The 19,602-nt window shown below is 73.9% G+C and carries 6 protein-coding genes; 1 reads left to right on the top strand and 5 read right to left on the bottom strand.

From position 1 onward, the window contains the following. Positions 1 to 14: 14 nt before the first annotated feature. From ABT137_RS45890 to ABT137_RS45875, 4 genes are read right to left on the bottom strand one after another with little or no spacing between them, the layout of a single operon-like run. Positions 15 to 716 carry a hypothetical protein gene (locus ABT137_RS45890; protein WP_351718825.1) on the bottom strand — a complete coding sequence of 234 codons (702 nt, stop codon included), beginning with the start codon at positions 714 to 716 and terminating at the stop codon, positions 15 to 17. Next, on the bottom strand, positions 655 to 1,740 hold the full coding sequence (locus tag ABT137_RS45885) for a GSCFA domain-containing protein (protein ID WP_351718822.1): 1,086 nt from the start codon (positions 1,738 to 1,740) through the stop codon (positions 655 to 657). The genes ABT137_RS45890 and ABT137_RS45885 overlap by 62 nt, the downstream gene beginning before the upstream one ends. 11 nt (positions 1,741 to 1,751) lie before the next feature. Beyond that, the gene (locus tag ABT137_RS45880; protein ID WP_351718820.1) at positions 1,752 to 11,039 is read right to left on the bottom strand and encodes a non-ribosomal peptide synthetase; all 9,288 of its coding nucleotides are present in this window, start codon (positions 11,037 to 11,039) and stop codon (positions 1,752 to 1,754) included. Next, positions 11,036 to 15,040, bottom strand: coding sequence for a non-ribosomal peptide synthetase (locus ABT137_RS45875; protein ID WP_351718818.1), 4,005 nt, complete (start codon positions 15,038 to 15,040; stop codon positions 11,036 to 11,038). Before ABT137_RS45875 ends, ABT137_RS45880 begins: the two co-directional genes overlap by 4 nt. A gap of 585 nt (positions 15,041 to 15,625) precedes the next feature. On the opposite strand from ABT137_RS45875, the gene ABT137_RS45870 reads away from it, so the two are divergent. Further along, positions 15,626 to 16,201 (top strand): sigma-70 family RNA polymerase sigma factor, encoded by a 576-nt coding sequence (locus ABT137_RS45870; RefSeq protein WP_351718815.1) that lies wholly within the window; start codon positions 15,626 to 15,628, stop codon positions 16,199 to 16,201. 32 nt (positions 16,202 to 16,233) lie between these two features. Here the strand turns inward: ABT137_RS45870 and ABT137_RS45865 are convergent, their stop codons facing one another. Next, a complete protein-coding gene (locus tag ABT137_RS45865; RefSeq protein WP_351718812.1) occupies positions 16,234 to 19,422 on the bottom strand; it encodes an AfsR/SARP family transcriptional regulator in 3,189 nt (1,062 codons plus the stop codon). Between the last annotated feature and the right edge of the window lie 180 nt (positions 19,423 to 19,602).

The following is a 19,602-nucleotide window of genomic DNA, read 5'->3' as shown; positions in this document are numbered from 1 at the left end:
TGGGGAGTGCCGGGTCAGAGCCCGGCGTCGAGGAGTTCGGCGACCACCAGGCGGCCGAAGGCGAGGTTGCCGTGGATCGTGTCGTCGGCCTGGCAGAAGACCGGCCGCTGGTGCCCCGTGCCGTCGGTGACGCGGGCCCGCAGGTCGATCAACTCCACGCCGTGCGAGGTGAGTTCGGTGCCGATGACGTTCTGGGCGGCGAAGAAGACGTCCGGGTCGGACATGCCGGGGACGCGTTGCGGCGGCATGAGGGCCAGTACCCGCAGCCCGAGGGCGGCCGTGCGGTCGTAGAAGGCGAGCGCGCCGCGGACACTCGCCCGGACCAGGTCGGCGAACAGGCCGCTGTGCAGGAACCGTTCGGGCACGGCGCCGTGCCGGTCGCGGTGGAGGTCCCAGTTCTGCCGGGTGGCCACCGTGTGGGCGCTCAGCCCGAACGTGCACACGAGCGGCACCCCGAGCCCCGCGAACCCGGACACGCCGAGCGCGTCCAGGAACTCCCGGACCAGCCGCCGTGCCTCCGCCTCCCGGAAGACCAGGTCACCGTCGCCGTCGTCGAGGAACGGCCCGAGGAAGTCCCGCCCCGAGCCGACCGGGCCGCCCACGAAGGGCAGTCCCGCCTGCTGCGCGGCCCGTCCGACACAGCCGGCGTGGGAGTCACCGAGCAGGAGGAACCGGGCCGGACCGGGGGGCGTAGTAGTCGAGTACGGCGTCGTCACACCAGTGGTCCTCTCCGCCGGCGGGGCCGGCGACGGGGGTGGTCTGTGCGGGCGCGGGCGGAGCCGTGTCGGCCCCGGGCCGCAGGGCCCGGAAGAAGTGCCGCATCACGAAGGCCACTCCGTCGGGGGTGACCGTGCGCAGGTTCGGTCCGTAGAACGCCGCCCGGTACGGGAAACCCGTGACGATCTCGTACGACGGGAAGTAGTCGACGTCGTCCGACGCGTCGGCGAGCTGGCCGGCCGCCGCGCGCAGCACCGACTTGGAGTGGGTGGTGGCGACCAGCGCGTGCCGGCCGGTGGCGGTCGCCGTCAGCGGCACCGGGGAGACCGTGAGGACCGTGCGCAGCCGGGGATTGACGCCGCGCGCCATCGCGAGCACGTCCGTCAGATCGCGGTGCACCCGGTCCACGGTGTGGTGGTGCAGGACGTGCCGGCCGGGGTCGTAGCGGCCGCGCACGGTACCGGGGCACACCGGCAGGACGGTGCCGGTGCGGACGTCGTGCCAGGCCTCGGTCAGGCCGAGGGTGAACACCAGGACGTCGGCCGTGGTGAGGGCGGCGCGGACCGCGTCCAGGGTGACCGCGCGGGCGCGCAGCACGTCGTCCGGCGAGCGGTGGCCGTCCGGTTCCACGGCGGGCCGGTAGGGGTCGTGGAAGACGCCGTCCTCCTCCCACACCTCCTCCGGCGGCTTCTCCTCCGCCAGCGCCCAGGCGACCCACTGGCGCAGCGCGGCGGCCGTGTAGATGTTGCCGGTGCGGAAGGAGAAGCGGCGATAGCCGCGCGCCGCCTGTTCGGCGGCCGTCAGGCCCGGGGGCGGGAGTTCGGCGTCGTACCAGTGCATGCCCTCCGCCAGCAGGGCCCGGCCGATGTGCGCGGCGAAGCAGGAGCCGGCGGTGACGACGGGATCGTCCTGGCCGATCGCGAACTTCGGCGTCCACAGGCCGTCGATGTCCGCGGGGTCGCGCTCGGCGACCGCGGTGCGCCAGAACGACCGCTCGGGCAGAAGGGTGTACGGATGCTGCACGGGTGGTCTCCTCAGGTCCGTCCGGCGGGCTGCGGCCGGGCGGGCGACGCGGACGCGGTCTCGGCGAGGACGGCGGCGATCTCCCGGACGTGCGGCTCGGCGACGATCCGGTAGTGGTCGGCGTCGACGTGGTGCAGCCGGTACGGCGAGGGCAGATGCGTGTCCCAGGCGCCGGGGGCGGTCGGTTCGGGCGCGAGCAGGGCCTCGTCCACGGGGCGTGCCGCCAGCCATACCGTGGCGGGCGTCCGGTGCAGCCGCGGCAGCCGGTGCCCGGCCATGGCCGCCAGGTTGGCCCGGCAGCAGCGCGCGAGCCGCTCGGCGTAGCGGAGCCCGGACTCCGCGAGGGGGGCCGCGGTGTCGGGATCGGGTTCGGCGGTGCGGTGGTCCTGTTCCGCCGGCCGGCCCGCGCCGTTTCCGCTCAACTCCCGGGCGAAGACGGCCTGTACCTGTTCCTCGTCGTAGCCGGCGAGGCGCTGCCCGGCCCCGGGCGGCGGCGGGTCGAGGAGGTGGAGGGCGGTCACGGGCCGGTCCTGGGCCTCGGCGAGCGCGGCCATCGACAGCGCGGTCCACGCCCCGAACGACCAGCCGGCGAGCGTCAGTCGGCACCCGGGTTCCGGGAACTCCCGGCGCACGGCGGTCAGGTACCGCGCGGCGCGCTCGTCGATGGAGCGGCGGTCCGGCGGCTCGGCGGCGCGCAGTCCGGGGTCGGCGATCAGACAGACGGTGAGGCCGGCGGGCAGGGCGGAGACCAGGGGCCGGTAGGCCTGGATGTCCCCGCCCACCGGATGCACCAGGCACAGCACGTCCGGCCCCGGGCCGCGCTGCCACACCTCGACGTCCACCGTGCCGTGCGGGCGGTCACCGCTGCCGACGTGGCCGAGGATCTCCGCGAGGCTCACCCGGTGGCTGAGCCGGGACAGCTCGATGTCGGTGCCGTGCCGGCGTTTGATCTCGTCGAGGAGCTCCAGCAGGGTCAGCGAGTCGGCGCCCAGGTCGTAGAGGGGGGTCTGCGGGTCGACGGTGTCCACGCCGAGCAGGTCGAGGAGGATTCCGGTGATCCCCGGGCCGAGGTCACCCGGCACGGCAGAGGCAGAGGCGGAGGCAGGGGCGGGAGCGGCGCGCTCGGCGGTGGCGGCCGGTTCGTAGAAGTCCCGCGCGGCCGTCAGGTCCGTGGTGCCCACCATGAGATACGGCAGTTGCAGGTGGAGCGCCCGCTCGAAGACGGCCGTACCCTCCTCGGGGGTGAGCGCCACGGTCAGGTGGTCCCGGTGCCGGACGTCCGCCCGGGCGGCGTGCCGCTGGGCCATGCCGACGCCCCGCCACGCGTCCCAGCCGACGCTCGTGCGTACGGTGGCGTCGCCGCCCGGCGCGGTGTGGTGGGCGTAGGCGTCGAGGCAGGCGTTGGCGGCCGCGTAGTCGAACTGGCCGACGCCGCCGAACCGGGCCGCCATCGAGGAGCAGTACAGGACGTAGTCGGGGGCGTGCTCGGCGACTAGCAGTTCGACGAGCAGGGCGCCGCGCAGCTTGGCCGCGGTGACGCCGCGGGCGGCGGCCGGCTCACGCCGGGACAGGAGGCCGCCCGCGGCGGTGCCGACGGCGTGCACGATGCCGGCCAGACCGTCGAGCAGCGGGGTCAGCCGGTCCGCGACGGCCACCGGATCCTCCGCCGCCAGGTCGGCCGTGACCAGGGTGACACGCTCGCCGAACGGCCGTAGCCCGGCGGGCACTTCGGCACCGCGCGACACCAGGACGACGCGGTTCCCGGGGTGCCGGAGGAGGCTCCCGGCCAGGGTGCTGCCGATGCCGCCCGTGCCGCCGAGGACCAGATGGGTACCCGGCGCGGCGGCGGGCCGGGCCGCCTCGCCGCCGGGCACCGGCACGGTGGTGCGGTGCCACCAGAAGCCGTCCCGCAGGGCCGTCGCCCGGTCGGTGGCGGTGCCGGTGACGGCGTCGTCGAGGAGCAGGTCGGGCAGGTGGGCGGCCCAGCCGGCCGGATGCGGGCCGGGCAGGTCGGTCCAGTGCAGGGCGACGCCCAGTTCCTGCCGGGGGACTTCCAGGGCCGCGGCGAGCAGACCGGCCTCGGGGGTGTGCACGGTCCCGGTGACCGGTTGCGCCCGCTGGGACAGCAGCCAGACCCGGGGCCGTTCCGCTTCCGGATGGGCGGCGAGGGCCAGGGCGAGGGCGGCGACCGTGTCGAGGCAGGCCCACTCGGCCGTCTCCAGGGCGGACACGGTCGGGCTGCCGTCGAGGGCGAGCGGAAGCGCGTGCAGCCAGTCGACGGCCGGCTCGGCCACGCCGGTCAGGCGGCCGAGCAGGACGGCGAGCTGCCCGGCGTCGGCGACATCGGCCTCGTAACGGTCGTCACCGAGCCGGGTCAGGCCCTGTCCGGCGCGCACGGTCACCACCCGGGCGTAGTGGCGTTCCAGGAACCGCCAGCTCTCGCCGTCCTGCCCGGGACCGATCACCACCACGGCGGTACGGCGGGACACCGGGGCATCGGTGCGGGCGCGCCGCGAGCGGGTCCACAGGGGCTGGTGCAGCCACTCGGCGGCGGGCAGCCGGGAGACACCGGACGGTCCTTCGGGGGCGCGGGGAAAGTCGTACGCGTCCGTGTCGAAGGTGGGCGGCGGAAAGTCCCAGGGTGCGGGCGCCGAGCCCGACGCCCATACGACGGTGCGGCCGGCCGTCCACGCCTCGGCGAGGGCGTGCGGGTCGAGGTGCTCGACCGCCGGCGCGTCCTGCGCCGGGGGTGCGGTGACGGTCGGCAGCGCCCGCAGCCAGTCGACGGCCGAGGCGGCGTCGGGGCAGACGGCCGCCGCGCGGTGGGCGAGGGCGGGGCGGCCGGTCTGGAGGTGCCGCAGCACCTGGTGGTAGGCGTCGGGGCGGGCCGTGAGGTAGTCGGCGACCCGCAGCCCGTCCGCGTGGACCGCGGCCTCCGAGGCGCCGGACAGCACCAGACACGGCAGCGGCTCGGCCGGGAACGGGGCGGCCACCGGCTCCGGTTGCTCCAGGAGCACATGGGCGTTGGTACCGCCGATGCCGAAGCTGCTCACCCCGGCCACCCTGGGCGGACCGGCGGGCCAGGGCTCGGCGGCGACCGGGATCCGGAACGGGCCGTCGGCGATCTCCGGGTTGAGCCGGTCGAAGTCCGCCGTCGGCGGCACGACCCCGTGGTGCACGGCGAGCACCGCCCGCACCAGGCCGACGACGCCCGCCGCCGCGCCCAGGTGCCCGATCTGGCTCTTCACGGACGACAGCGCCACCCGCGCGTCCTCCGCCAGCCCGTACGCCTGCCGCAACGCGGCCGCCTCGACCGGGTCGCCGAGCCGGGTACCGGTGCCGTGCGCCTCGACATACCCGACGTCGCCGCCACGGCGGCCGCTGCGGTCCAGCGCCGCGCGGATCGCGGCCCGCTGCCCGGGCAGCGACGGGGCGCTGTACCCGAGCTTGCCGGAGCCGTCGTTGTTCAGCCCCGAGCCGGTGACGACCGCGTACACGGTGTCGCCGTCCCGGCGGGCCGCCGCCAGCGGCTTGAGGACGACCATGCCGCTGCCGCTCGCCCCCACGGTGCCCTCGGCGTCCGCGCTGAAGGGCCGGCAGTGCCCGTCGGGGGAGAAGATGTGCTGCGGCCGGTAGGTGTAGCCGTCGGTCAGCTCCGTGTCGACGAGGACCCCGCCGACGAGCATCACGTCGGCGTCGCCCTGCCGCAGCATCCCGGCGGCGATGTGCACGCCCGCGAGCGAACTGGAGCAGGCGGACTGGAGCGTGAACGCCGGTCCGGTGAGCCCGAGATGGTAGGCGGCCTTGGTGGCGAGGAAGTCCTTCTCGTGGTGCAGGGCGAGCCGGAAGGAGTCGGGCAGCAGGTCCGGGTCGCCGTCGCGGAGCATGCGCTGGAAGTAGGTGTTCTCGCCGCACGAGGCGACCAGACCGACCCGCAGCCGCGCCGGGTCGCCGATTCCGGCGTGCGCGAGGGCTTCGGCGCAGTTCATCAGCAGGTGGCGCTGCTGGGGGTCCATCAGCCGGGCCTCGTGCGGGCTGATGGTGAACCGGCCCGGGTCGAAGTCGAGCAGCCCCGCCATCTGGCTGCGGGCGCCGACCCGGGTGCCGTCGGCCGTGGCGAAGTGCTCGATGCTGCGTCGGCCGGAGACGACCAGGTCCCAGAACGCGGCCAGGTCGGGCGCGCCCGGCAGCCGTACGGCCATGCCGACGACGGCGACCGGCTCGGCCCCCCGCCGGGCGCTGCCGGACGCCTCCGGCCGCCGGGGCGGGGTGCCGCGGGCGGTGCCGTCGTCCGTCACCAGCCGGGCCAGGGCGCGCAGGGTGACGTGCTCGAACAAGTCCGGTACGGAGAAGGGGAGATCGCCCTCGCCCGCGCATCTGAGCTGGAAGCGCATCAGGTCCAGGCTGGTGGCCCCGGCGTCGAAGAACCGCTCGGCCACGTCCACGGTCCGCCCGGTCGCCGCCCGGAACAGCTCGGCCAGCCGCCGTTCGAGCGGCGACGGTCCGGCGTCCGCGTGGTCGCCCGGCGACGGCCTGACCCCCGCCCGGTCGCCCGGCGACAGCCCGATGCCCGCCCGGTCGCCAGGCCGCAGTTCGCGCCCCGGCGCGGTGAGCGCCGCCCGGCGGTCCAGCTTGCCGCTGGGCGTGCGCGGCGGGTCCGTCACCCGGCGGAAGGCGGCGACCCGGACGTAGGCGGGCAGCAGCCGTGCCAGCCGCCGGGTCAGGTCCGCCGGGTCGGGATCCTCGCCCCGGCACTGGAGAACCGCGACCAGCCGTCCGTCCAGCACTCCCGCGACCGCGTTGACCACCCCGGGACACCCGAGCAGCGCGGCCTCCACCTGGCCCAGCTCCAGGCGGTGACCGCCCAGTTTGACCTGGCCGTCGTCGCGCCCCGCGTAGTGCAGCAGGCCGTGCTCGTCGAAGCGGGCGCGGTCCCCGGTGCGGTAGAGGGTGCCCAGTTCGGGATCGTCGACGAACCGGTCCCGGTGCGTGGCGGGGTCGCCCAGGTAGCACCGGCCCGCCATGGGACCGCCGATGAGGAGCTCGCCCGTCACACCCTGCGGCACGGGCAGTCCGCCCTCGTCGACCACCCGCAGCACGGCCCCGGCCACCGGGCGCCCGATCGCGGGGCGTGCCGGCCAGGCCGCCGGGTCGTCCGCCAGGCAGAGGGCGCTGACGACATGGGTCTCGGTCGGGCCGTAATGATTGAACAGGCGGGCGTCGCCCGGCAGCCCCGCGAACCACCGTCGAATCGCGTCCGTGCACACCAACTGCTCGCCGGCGGTGACGACTTCACGTAGCCGGGACGGGAACACCCCCGCGCGCACGCCATGCTCGGCCAGCAGCTGCAACGCCACGTACGGCAGGAAGATCCGCTCCGCCCCGCCCGTCTCCAACTGCCGCAGCAGCGTGGGCACGTCCTGTCGCCAGACCGGTCTCACCAGGCGCAGTTCGCCGCCGGAGCAGAGGGTGGTCAGGATCTCCTGGAAGGAGACGTCGAAGGAGAGCATCGAGAACTGCTGGGTGACGGCGGGCCGTTCGAGCCCCCCTGCCGTCCGCTGCCAGGTGAGCAGATCGCACAGCGTCCGGTCGGGGACCTGGACGCCCTTGGGAGTGCCCGTGGAACCCGACGTGAACAGGGTGTAGAGCGGCCGGAGTCCGCGATGCGGGTACGGCACGGGCGGCGCGGTGGGCGTACGGGTGAGGGTGACGACGTGCCGCGGCAGGTCCGGCGGGGCGATCGTGGCCAGGACGTCGAGGTCCTGGGCGCCGGTCAGCACGCACAGCGGGGCCGCCTGGTCCAGCACATGACGCAGCAGGGCCGGCGGGTAGGCGGGGTCGAGGGGGACGACGGTCAGGTTGCGGCGGGCCGCCGCGAGGAGCGCGACGACGTGCTCGACGGACGGCTGGAGGTAGAGGGCCACGGACGCCGGGGCGGCGGGATCCTCGGGCACGCTCAGGAGCGACGCCAACTCGTCGGCCTGGGCGTCGAGTTCGGCATACGTGAGGGTGGTGTGGCCGAGGGTGACGGCGGGCGCGTCCGGAGTGCGCGCCACCTGGCGGGCGAAGCCCTCGGCCACCGTCGTGAAGTCCGCTTCGACGGGAGTGCCGTGGGCCGTCGCCGCGGTGCGGTGGGGGGTGACGAGTTCGCGCAGGGTGAGGTCACCGTCGCCGGTCAGCCGGTCCAGGGCCCGCCGGAACAACCGGGCCGCCGCGTCCGCCCGTTCGGCGCCGAAGTCGTCCCGGTACTCCCACAGACAGCCGAACCCCGACTCGTCCTCCACCACCGACAGCGTCAGCGCGCACTTGGCCTCCGCGGGCTCGGGCCACCGGGGCTCGATCGCGCAGCCCGTCAGACGCAGTGCGGAGAACTCCGTGTTCTCCAGGACGAACATGTAGTCGAAGAGCGGGGAGCGCTCCCGGAACGCCGGGGCGGTGAGCACGTCGGCGAGGAGGACTTCCTGCCCTTCCAGAACCCGGCGCACGGTGTCGGCGTGCGCGGCGAGGTGGGTGCGCAGGGAGTCGTCGGGCCGCACGGCGAGGTCGAGGAGCACGGTGTTCGCGAACATGCCGACGCTCTCGGCGAACTCGGGGCGCGGCCGGTTCGCCACGGGGGCGGCGACCAGCGGCCGGGCCTGTCCGGTCACGCCGTACAGGCACGCGGCGAACGCCGACACCAGCAACTGGAACCTGGTCAGGCCGAGTTCCCCGGCGCGCCGGTCCAGTGCGGTACGGCGGACCAGGTCGAGGGAGGTGCGCAGCAGCCGCGCCCGCGGCCGGGCCGAGGACCCGGACCGGGGCGCGGGCAGGGCCGGTGACGGTTCCGGTGCGTCGGCGTAGTGGTCGCGCAGGCGGGTGCGGTGGCGGTCGTAGGCGGGCGTCGCGCGCCAGTCGCGTTGCCAGCGGGCGAGGTCGAGAGGGCCCGCGACCGGGGCCGGACGCTCCGGGCCGCCCGCGTAGGCGTCGGTGAGGTCGCGGAAGAGGAGGTTGAGCGACCAGCCGTCCACGGCCGCGTGGTGCAGATGCAGAAGCAGCAGACCGCCGTCGGACCGCTCCGCCCAGGCGGCCCGCAGCATACGGGGCTCGGTCAGGTCGAAGCGGTGGGCGAAGAAGCGGTCGGCGGTCTCCTGCCAGGGCTCCCCCTCGCGGGTGTCCAGCGGCTGCCAGGGGTCGTACGGCGCCTCGGTCCGCTGGAGCAGACCGTCCGGGGCGGGCACCAGCCGGGTGCGCAGGGCGGGGTGCCGCTCCACCAGCGAGCGCAGCGCGCGGCGCAGCGCCTGCGGGTCGACGGCGCCCCGGATCCGGAAGGCGAGCGGCACGTCGTAGGAGCGGTCGTCGGGGTCGCGCCGGTGCAGGAGCCAGAGGCGTTCCTGCTCGCTGGTGGCGGGCGCGGTCGTGGTGTCCGGGGCGGGCGGCACCGGCGGACGGGAGTCCGCCTCGGCGGTGTGCACGGCGTCCGCGAGGGCGGCGAAGTCGGCCCGCAGCACGAGGCCCTGGGGGATGTCGACTCCGTACCGCTCCAGGATCTCGAAGCGGAACCGCAACGCCTTCAGGGAGTCGCCGCCGCTCGCGATCCAGCGGTCGTCGGGACGCAGACCGCCGACGGCGAGGATCTCCTCGGCAATGTCCAGGACGGGCCTCTGCTCCGCGCTGACGGCCACCGCGTCCGCACGGGTGCCGCGCCACGGCGTGGCCGCGTCGCGCAGCAGCGCGGCCTCGTCGATCTTGCCGTTGGCGGTCAGCGGGAGTTCCGTGACGAGGTGGGTGTGGTGGGGGCGCATGTACGGCGGCAGGGTGGCGCCGAGGTGACGTTCGTAGTCGGGGAAGGAGAGGTCGTCGCCGAGGACGAGGAAGGCCAGCAGTTCGTGGCGGTCCGCCGTGTCGCGCCGGGTGCAGACATGGGCGCGGCGCACGGCGGGCAGGGCCAGGATCCGCTGCTCCACCTCGCCCGGTTCGATGCGGAAGCCGCGCACCTTGACCTGCCGGTCGGCGCGCCCGACGTAGACCACGCGCCCGTCGGCGTCCCGGCGCACCAGGTCACCGGTCCGGTACCAGCGGCGCGGGGTGCCGTCCTCGTCCGCCAGCCGGACGAAGCAACGCTCGGTCAGCTCCGGCAGGTTGCGGTAGCCGCGCGCCAATGCCGGTCCGCTGAGCAGGAGTTCGGCCACCTCGCCGTCCTCCGCGGTGCGCCCGTCCATGGTGCGCAGCAGCAGACCGGTTCCCGGCAGCGCGGTGCCGATCGGGATCGAGTCGCCGTCGAAGTCACGGGGGATCGGGTGGCACAGGGCGAACGTCGTGGCCTCCGTCGGCCCGTACACGTTGTGCAGGACGGTCGGAGAGTGCGGGTTGGCGTCGTACCAGGTGCGGATCGCGCGCGGGTCGAGCCGTTCGCCGCCGACGAGGACCTGGTCCGCGCCGGCGAAGCAGCCGGGGACCTTGTCGACGACCGTGTTGAAGAGCGCGACCGTGATGAACACGGTGTCGACACGGCGTTCGCGCAGTGCGGCCGCGAGCCGGTGCGGGCTGTGCACCTCGGAGTCGTCCAGAACGACGCAGACGCCGCCGGTGAGCAACGGGGCCCAGACCTCGAAACTGAGCGCGTCGAAGGCCGGGTTGGACAGGCAGGCGAAGCGGGCGCCGGGGCGCGGGTCGAGCCAGCCGGGGCGGGCCAGCCGCAGCACACCCGCGTCGGTGACCTCGACGCCCTTGGGGCGGCCGGTGCTGCCGGAGGTGTAGAAGACGAAGGCCGTGGTGTCGGCCCCGGTGGGTGCGGCGGGTGCGGCGGGTGCGGCGGCGGGGTGTGCGGTCGGGCCGAGGAGCAGGCCGGCGTCGATCCCGTGGGCGTGCTCGGTCGTACCGTCGTGGACCACCGCGACGGCCCCGGAGTCGTCGAGGATGTGCCGCTGCCGGTCGGGCGGGCTGAGCCGGTCGAGGGGGACGACGGTGGCGCCCGCGCGGCGGATGCCGAGCATGACACTGACCAGTCGCCAGGAGCGGGGCAGACAGACCGCGACGGACTGGCCTGCGACCACGCCCCGTTCGCGCAGCCTCGCGGCGACCCGGCCGCTGAGCAGGTCGAGTTCCGCGTAGTCGAGCAGGCGGTCGCCGTCCTCGACGGCCACGGCGGAGGGCGTGCGGTGCGCCTGGGCGAGCACGGCTTCGGCGAGTCCGGCCGCGGTCAGACCCGTTCCGGTCGGCCAGGCTTCGGCCGGTCCAGTCCGGGGCGGCCCGGTTTCGGCCGGTCCGGTCTCGGTCGGCAGGGTCTCGGCCGGTCCCCGGGACACGGTGCGGTCGGTCATCGCGCCTCTCCCGCCGGTTCGGCGACGGCCGGTACGGCGACGGAGCGCACCGCGGGCGCCGGCTTCCCCTCGTGATGGGCGAGTTCGGCGGCGAGCAGCGCGGCGACCCGGGCGGTCTCGGCGCCCTCCAGGATCTCCCAGTGGTCGCAGGCCATCGTCTCGACCCGGAACTCGCCCTGCGCGCGCCGCCGCCAGAAGGCGCGGACCTCGGCGTGGAAGGCGGTGCCGGCGCCGTCCGGCACCGCCTCGGCGAGGACCAGCCGGGCCGGGGAGGGGGCCGGGACGTGCGCGCGGGCGGTGAGCCGGTTGTGGTTGTAGATCCGGAAGTAGCGGTCCACCTGCGCGTCGTCGATGCCGGGGTACATCCCGTTGAACCGCACGAGCTTGTCCCGGAACTCGGCCGCGTCGACGGCGGTGATCGCGGCGCGGGCCTCGGCGTCGTCGGTCGCCTGCGTGTCGAGCAGGACCACGCTCACGTCGCTCCGTCCGGCTGCGCCGAGCAGGCGGCCCATCTCGTGGGCGACGAGTCCGCCGTAGGAGAGCCCGGTCAGGACGAGCGGACCCTCGCCGAGGGGTTCGAGGAGGCGCAGATACGCCTCGGCCATGGCTTCCACGCTCGGCAGCAGGCCCTCTCCCGGGTTCACGCCGGGGGACTGGATGCCGTAGAGGCCGGTGCGTCCGGGCAGGTGGGCGGCGAGGGGCAGGTAGCAGAAGGCGGTGCCGCCGGCCGGGTGGACGCACACCACCCGGGGGCCGGTGCCCCGGCGGAACTCGATCAGGCTGCCCGGCGCCTGGTGTGCGCCGTCCTCGCGCAGCAGCGCCGCCAGGGCCTCGATCGTCGGGCGCACCATGACCTCGGCGACCGGCAGCCGGCGGCCGAAGGTCTCGGTGACCTCGTGGGCCATCTTGATGGCGGACAGCGACGTGCCGCCGACGTCGAAGAAGTTGTCGCCGACGCCGATCGAGGGGTGGAGCAGCACGCCCTGCCAGATGCGGTACAGGGCGTGTTCGACGTGGTCGCGCGGGCTCGCGGTGTTGACCTGGTCGTTCGTCTGCTCGTGGACGAGGTGCAGCAGGGCGGCGCGGTCGAGCTTGCCGCTGCGGCCCAGCGGCAGGGTCTCCAGATCGAGGACGACGGCGGGGACCATGTAGTCCGGCAGGCTGCGGGCGAGTGCCGTGCGCCAGTCGGCGCTGGTGCGGGCCGGGGCGGCACCCCGGCCGACTGCGGCCACCAGCCGGGGGCGGCCCGCCGGGTCCTGGTCGGCAAGGACGACGGCCTCGCGGACGCCGGACAGCCGTGTCAACGCCGCGGCTATCTCGCCCGGTTCGATGCGGAAGCCGCGCAGCTTCACCTGGTCGTCGGCGCGCCCCGCGTAGTGCAGCAGGCCGTCGTCGCCCCACCGGGCGAGGTCGCCGGTGCGGTAGACGCGGGCGCCGGGCACGAACGGGTCCGGCAGGAAGCGTTCCTCGGTGAGGTCGGGGCGGCCCAGGTAGCCCCGGGCGAGGCCCGCCCCACCGAGGTGGACCTCCCCGACGACACCGGGCGGCACCGGCTGCATCCGGGCGTCCAGGACGTAGCAGCGGGTGCCGGGCAGCGGGCGGCCGATGGGGCACGGCCGGTCCAGCGGTCGGGGCTCGTAGTGGGCGGTGCTGTAGAGGGTCGCCTCGGTGGGGCCGTAGCCGAAGCAGACCCGCAGGCCGGGCAGCCGTTCGGTCAGGCGGTGCAGCGCGGCCTCGGTCAGCGACTCGACCCCGGTCAGCAGCTTGCGCAGGCGCAGGCCGCGCAGCCGTCCGTCCGGGTCCTCGTCGGCCCACTTGACGTAGGCGGGCGGCAGGAAGGCCTGCACGATCTCGTGCGCACGCAGCCAGGCGAAGAACTCCTCCGGGTCGCCGCGCAGTTCCTCGGGGACGATGTGCAGCACACCGCCGGTGGTGAGGGGCAGCAGGAGTTCGTGGACCGAGGCGTCGAAGCCGATGCTGGACCAGGCCGAGCCCGCCTCGCCGGGTGCCGTGCCCATCCGGTCGTGCCAGACCGAGAAGAGGTTGAGGACACTGCGGTGCTCGACGGCGACGCCCTTGGGCCGCCCCGTGGACCCGGAGGTGAAGATCACGTACGCGAGCTGGTCCGGAGTCCGCGGGATCCCGGCCGGCGGCCGGTCCTCGGCCGGTCCCTCGGCCTCGACCGTGCCGAGGTCGAGCCAGTCCGGCGGCCGTTCCGCACCGCGGTGGTCGCTGAGGACCAAGGGGCACACGGCGTCCTCGACCATGGCGGCCAGCCGCTCCCGGGGCTGCCCGGGGTCGAGCGGGAGATAGGCGGCACCCGCCTTCAGAATGCCGAGGATGCCGACCGCCAGGTCACAGGTGCGGCGCGCATGCAGTCCGACGACGTCGCCCGGGCGGACCGCACGGGCCACGAGGGCGTGCGCGAGCCGGTTGGCACGCCGGTCGAGCGTCGCGTAGTCCAGGGACTGCTCGCGGTCGGTGACGGCGGTGGCGGCCGGGTGCGCGCGGGCCCGGGCCTCGAAGAGTTCGGCCAGGCCGGACGCCGTGCGCAGGGCGGTCGCGGCCGCGTCGGCCGGGTCGCAGGCCTCGTCCGGCTCCAGCGTGGCGTCGCCGGCGCCGATCAGCTCCAGACGCGCGCGCGGGTCCATCAGCTCCAGGGTGTCGACGGTACGGTGCGGGTGCCGGGCCATGTCGGTGAGCAGGTGCCGGAGGTGTCCGGCCCAGCGTTCGGCGGTGGCGGTGTCCAGCAGCGCGGTCGCGTGGTCGAGGTGCCCGGTGACCCGTCCCTCCGACTCGGTCGCCGACAGGGCGAGGTCGAACTTGGCCGGGGCATGGGCGATCGGCAGCGGCGCGGTCTCGACCCCGGGCAGCTTCAGCAGGTCGTGCCGGTCCGGGACCCAGGCCAGCATGGTCTGGAACAACGGGGTGTGGGCCGCGCTGCGGGGCGGGTTCACCACCTCGACGATCCGCTCGAACGGCAGGTCCTGGTGGGCCAGGGCGCCACGGACCACCGCCCGGGTCCGGGCCAGCGCCTCCGCGGCGGTCGGGGAACCGGACAGGTCGACGCGCAGCGGGAGCGAGTTGACGAGGAAGCCGATGAGCCCGGCGGTCCCGGGGCCGCGACGGCCCGCGACCGGGCTGCCGACAACGATGTCCTGCTGCCCGGAGAGCCGGGACAGCAGCACGGCCCACCCGGTCAGCACCGCCACGAACAAGGTGGCCCCGTGCTCCCGGGCCAGGCCGCGCAGCGCGGCCGTGACATCCGCGTCCAGCTCGAACCCGACGCGACCGCCGGCGTAGCCCTGCTCGGCGGGCCGAGGTCCCGGCAGCGGCAGTTCGAGCACGGGCGGGGCGTCGGCCAACACGTCCTTCCAGTAGGCCTCTTGAGCGGCGAGGGCACCGCCGAGCACGGACTCCCGCTGAGCGTCCGCGTAGTCCCCGTACTGGAGCCGCGGCTCCGGCAGCCCGTCCGGAACACCCGCCGCCAACGCCTCGTAGACGGCCCCGACCTCCCTCATCATCACGTTCATCGACGCGCCGTCGTAAATGCTGTGATGGAACGTCAGCAGGAGCACATGACGAGCGGTGTCGAGGGCGAGCAGCCGACCCCGCCAGAGCGGACCGGCCGCCAGGTCGAACTCCCGTTCCGCCTCTTCCCGTTGACACGCGGCCACGCGCCCGTCGGGGTCGGCCGCCGCGCTGAGGTCCTCGACATCCAGGGTGGTACCCGAGCCCGGCGGGTCGATGTGCTGGCACACTCCGCCCGCCTCCGCCACCAGCCGGGTCCGCAGGGTCTCGTGCCGGTCGGTCAGGGCGTCGAAGGCGGCGGCCAGGATGCCGCGGTCGAGCGGGCCGGTGAGGAGGAAGGCGAGGGTCTCGTTGTAGGCGGTGCTCCCGCCCGGGAGCTGGGCCAGGAACCACAGCCGCTGCTGGGCGAAGGACGCGGGCCGGATCCGGTGGGCCGGGGTGGTGGGGGCGGGGCGGGGAGTGTTCGGCACCGGCAAGGCCTGGCCTTCCTGTCGGGGGACGGGACCGGGGACGGAACAGGGGCGCGGCGAACGACGGCAACGCGCGAAGTGCCGTAAGGGGTGAGGGGGAGGGGGATGCGTAGGTATCGGTGAGTGGGGGAGGACCGACGGGGGATACGCGTGGTGCAGCTGTGCACGCTGAGGCGTCAGCTGTGCGGAGTTTCTGAGGGGGGCTCCGTGACGTAGTTGTGATCATCAGTCACGTGCTGAGGGCATGTCAACACTTGACTTTTCTAGGGGGAGTTGACCTAACCCGGCAGGCTCCTCCCGAGGTGGGGTGATTGCGGCCGTCGCCGGTGCGTGGACTCCGGCGTGCGTCTCTCGGCCGACCGCCCCTGCCGAGCCCGAGCCCGACCCTGAGACCGAGATCGAGATCGAGTCCGAGCACGGGCGGGACCCCCTGTCCCACGGCTGTCCCACGGCTGTCCTCACCACGGGTGCCGATCAAGCGGGTGTTCAGCGGCAGGCAAGCGGTCCGTCGGACGGTGAGCCCGTTCGGCTTTTGACGAGTTTGCGCGGCGTGCTTTCCGTATCCGCGCGCAGGGGAACGCGGGCATGAGGCACAGCACAGACGACCGGCTCGGGGACGAGCGGCGACCGGGTGGACGCGCCCGGGACCGGGCACGCGACGAGGCATTCGTGCGTGCCCTCTACGACAAGCACGGGGTGTTCATGCTGAGAGTGGCGACGGGACTGCTCCGCGGGGACACCCATCAGGCCCAGGACGTGGTGCAGGAGGCCGTTGTGCGGGCCTGGCGGCACGCCGCCGTCCTCGACCCCGAAGCCGAGGGCGTCCGGCCCTGGCTGGTGACGGTCGTGCGCAACCTCGTGATCGACGGCCACCGCGCCCGCCGGGCCCGCCCACCGGAGACCGACGACACCGCCCTGCGGGACCTGGCCGGCCCGGAACACGTCGACCACGCCCTCAGCGGGAAGATCGTGCGGGAAGCCCTGACCGACCTGACCCTCCAGCACCGCGAGATCCTCGTCCACGCCCACTTCCTCGACCACTCCGTGGCACAGACCTCGACGCTCCTCGGAATACCCCGCGGCACGGTCAAGTCCCGTACCCACCTGGCCCTCAGGGCGCTGCGCACCGCACTGGCGGAGCGCGGCTACACCCCTTGCTGAGCGGGGCCCGCGGTCCCCGCGCACGGCCGTCCTCAGCAGAAGGCGGCCAGCACGGACGGCGGGCCCGGCAGGCGTTCGTGGAGGGTGCGGCCCCGTGACGCGACGGTGTCCCGTCGCTCCGTGATCTCGGCCAGCAGGCAGCGGACCGCGTTCCGGGTGAGAGGCTCCACGAGCAGATCGGTCAGCCGGCCGACCTCCAGGAGAATGCCGCGCGACTCCGCCTCCGCGGCGCTGCCCGGCTGCGGCGCGGGCAGGCAGCGGACGAGGGCGAGCCCCGCCACCGCCTTGCGGTTACGGGGCGCGGCCGGCGACGACCAGACCTCACGGAGGACGGCCTCGGCCTCCTCGTGGCGTCCCTGGCCGGTCAGGACCACGCCTCGCAGATTGGCGACGGCGGCCCTGAGGTCGTACGAGGCGAGTTCGGAAGCGACCTTCTCCACCTCGGACAGCCTCCGGTCGGCCGAGTCGATGAGTCCGTCTCCCACATCGAGGAACGCGAGCCGCAGCGCCCGGTAGGCCCAGCGGGAACGAGCGCCCATGGACCGGAAGACGTCACTCGCCTCGTTCCACAGCTCCCGGGCCGCCGCCCTTCTCCCGACGCTCTCCTCGGCGTCACCGCAGGCCGTGAGGCAGACCGACAGGGTGACGGGGTCGTCGATGGCCTTGGACACCTCGATGCCGGTCAGCGCGTGCTCCCGCGCGGCGTCCGCGTCTCCCGCATGCAGGCAGTAGGCCGACCAGGCATAGTGCAGGGCGACGCGGTCCCAGCCGAACTCCGTACCGGCGATCCCTGCGTCCGCCGTGGCGAACCGGTCCTCCCACCCGTCCTCGGCGGCGAGCCGCGCGTGCAGGGCCTCCCAGACCGGGCCCACGACGGCCAGGTCCGGATTCCCGGCGCTCCGCCAAGTCTCCGTGTAGCGCTTCTCGTACGTCAGTGCCCTGTCATGCCGTCCGGAGACGTGGTTCAGCCAGGCCAGCCAGACGAAGACGTAGCAGAGGGCCCACTCCTCCTCCGGGCGCGGCCGGCTGCGGTCGGCAGAGGCCCGCGCGGCGCCGTCGTAGGCGTCCAGGGTGCGGGTCAGCCGGTCGATCCCCTCTTCCTCACGGCCGAGGATGTACCAGAAGTACCCGAGGGTCGATTCGAGGAGCAGCGCGTCGGTGACCCGTCCCCTGCGCGTCATGAGGTCGGAGGCGACCCGGAGATTGGCGGATTCCGCGGCGACCCGCCGGGACCAGGCGGCCTGTTCCGGCGACGGCATCCCCTTGTGGCCTTCCCTGACGAACCCCAGTGACCACGCGATGAAGCGGTCCTGTGCCTGAGGCAGACCTCCTTCCGCCGCAAGCTTCGCCAAGGCGTACTCGCGTACCGTCTCCAGCATCTGGAACCGGGTCCCGTCGGCGGTGCGTACGGTGAAGATCAGCGACTTGTCGACCAGTTGGCTCAGGACGAGAAGAGGGCCGGCGGCGTCATCCGATTCCGGTTGCGGTGCTGATCCCGATGCCGATTGCGGTTCCGATCGTGTCTGCGGTGCCGGTCCGGGCAGTTCGGCCTTCTCCGCGTCCTCGACGGAGCATCCGGCCACGCGCAGGGCGAGTTCGCCGAGCATCCATTGTTCGGCGGGGCCCAGCAGGGCGTAGCTCCAGTCGAGAACCGCACGCAGGGTCCGGTGCCGTCGAGGCCCGGTGCGTTCACCCTTGACCAGCAGGGCGAACCGATCGTTCAGCCGCCGATCGATTTCCGGGACGGAGAGCATTCTCACGTGCGCTGCCGCCAGTTCGACGGCGAGCGGAAGTCCGTCCAGGCGACGGCACAAATCGATGACCTCGGAGCTCTTCGCCGCGTTCCGGTCGAACGACGGGTTGATCATCGAGGCGCGGAGGGCGAAGAGCCGGGCGGCTTCCTCCGCGTCCATCGGATCCACCGGGAAGAGCGTCTCGCCTGCTGTGCCCAGCGGTTCCCTGCTGGTGGCCACGATCGTGACCGACGGACAGAGGCCGAGCAGTCTCCGCACGAGAACCGCGGTGCCGTCGAGCACGTGCTCGCAATTGTCGAATGCCACGATCGCCGTGCGCTCCTTGAGGAAGGAGACGATCCGTTCGAGGGGGCTCAGCGGTTGCTGGTCCGCGGTGACCGAGCTTTCGGACAGGCCGAGTGCGGCGGCGAGAGCCGCCGGGACGCCGTCGTCGGTGACGGTCACGAGGTCGATCCACCAGACGCCCGCGCCGCCGTCCGCCGGCTGGGACAGGGCCTGCAGCATGAGCCGGGTCTTGCCCACACCGCCCGGCCCGACGGCGGTGACGAGGCGCTGACGGCCGATTTCCTCCCGGAGGCTGCGCAGCAGGTCGGCGCGTCCCACGAACGCGCCCGGGGGCAGTGCCAGGTTTCCCTCCGGGCGCGGGTCCGCCGACGCCGGCTGCCGCGAACCGGGCCCCGGAACAGGCCCGTTGCCGGAAGGACCGCCGGGCCCGGTGAGGGACGGATCGCGCGAAAGGATCGCCACGTGCAGCGCGTCCAGTTCGGGAGACGGGGCGAGTCCGAGCCGGGAGTCCAGCAGGTTCCGTCCGTCGTGGAAGACGTCGAGTGCCTCGGCCTGTCGTCCGCAGCGGTACAGCGCCAGCATCAACTGGGCGCGCGGCTTTTCCCGCAGGGGATGGGCGGCGACCAGACGTACCAGTTCCGCGACGAGTTCCTCGGCCTTTCCCAGGCTCATTCCCGCGGTCATGGCATCCTCGTCGGCGGTGACCCGGAGTTCCTCCAGCCGAGCACGCTCCGCGTCGAAGAAAAGTCCGGTCATGTCTTCGAGGGCGGGCCCCCGCCACAGCGCCAGGGCCTCCCGCAGCATTTCCTCCGCCTCCGCGTGATTCCCTTTTCTGAGATTCTCGCGGCCGAGCCGGACGTAATTCTCGAATTCCGCGACATCGACCCGGTCGTGTTCCGACAGGATCAACCGATAGCCGCCCGCCTGCGTCACCAGTCGTCCTCCCGCACCTCTGGCGGTGAAGGCGGCACGCAGTTTTGTCATCTGCACCTGCAAGGCGTTGGCGGGATTCCTCGCCGCCCGTTCGCCCCACAGTTCGCCGACGAGAGCCTCGCTCTGCACCGGACGCCCGTCAGCCAGGATCAGCCTCGCGATGACCGCGCGCCCCACGGGGCCCGAGAAAACAATCGGGGACCCGTCGGACGCGATCACTTCGAGGTGTCCAAGCAATCGAAAATGCATGTGCTTTTCTAACATGAATGAGCGGTGGCGTCCAGCGAGTTGGAACGATCCTGAATTACCGGGTCAATTCTGATCGTGGCGGCGTTCGAGCGGTGACCGGCCGGGCGGCGGGCCGCGCGGGCGACGGCGCTCAGGCTGCCTGACTTTCCCCGGAGAAGAGTGAACCGGGGCCTGGAACGG

It is taken from the genome of Streptomyces sp. NPDC001980, assembly GCF_040296885.1.
Lineage (GTDB): Bacteria > Actinomycetota > Actinomycetes > Streptomycetales > Streptomycetaceae > Streptomyces.
The sequence above is the reverse complement of the archived record's forward strand: the minus strand, read 5'-3'. Positions and strand labels throughout refer to the sequence as shown.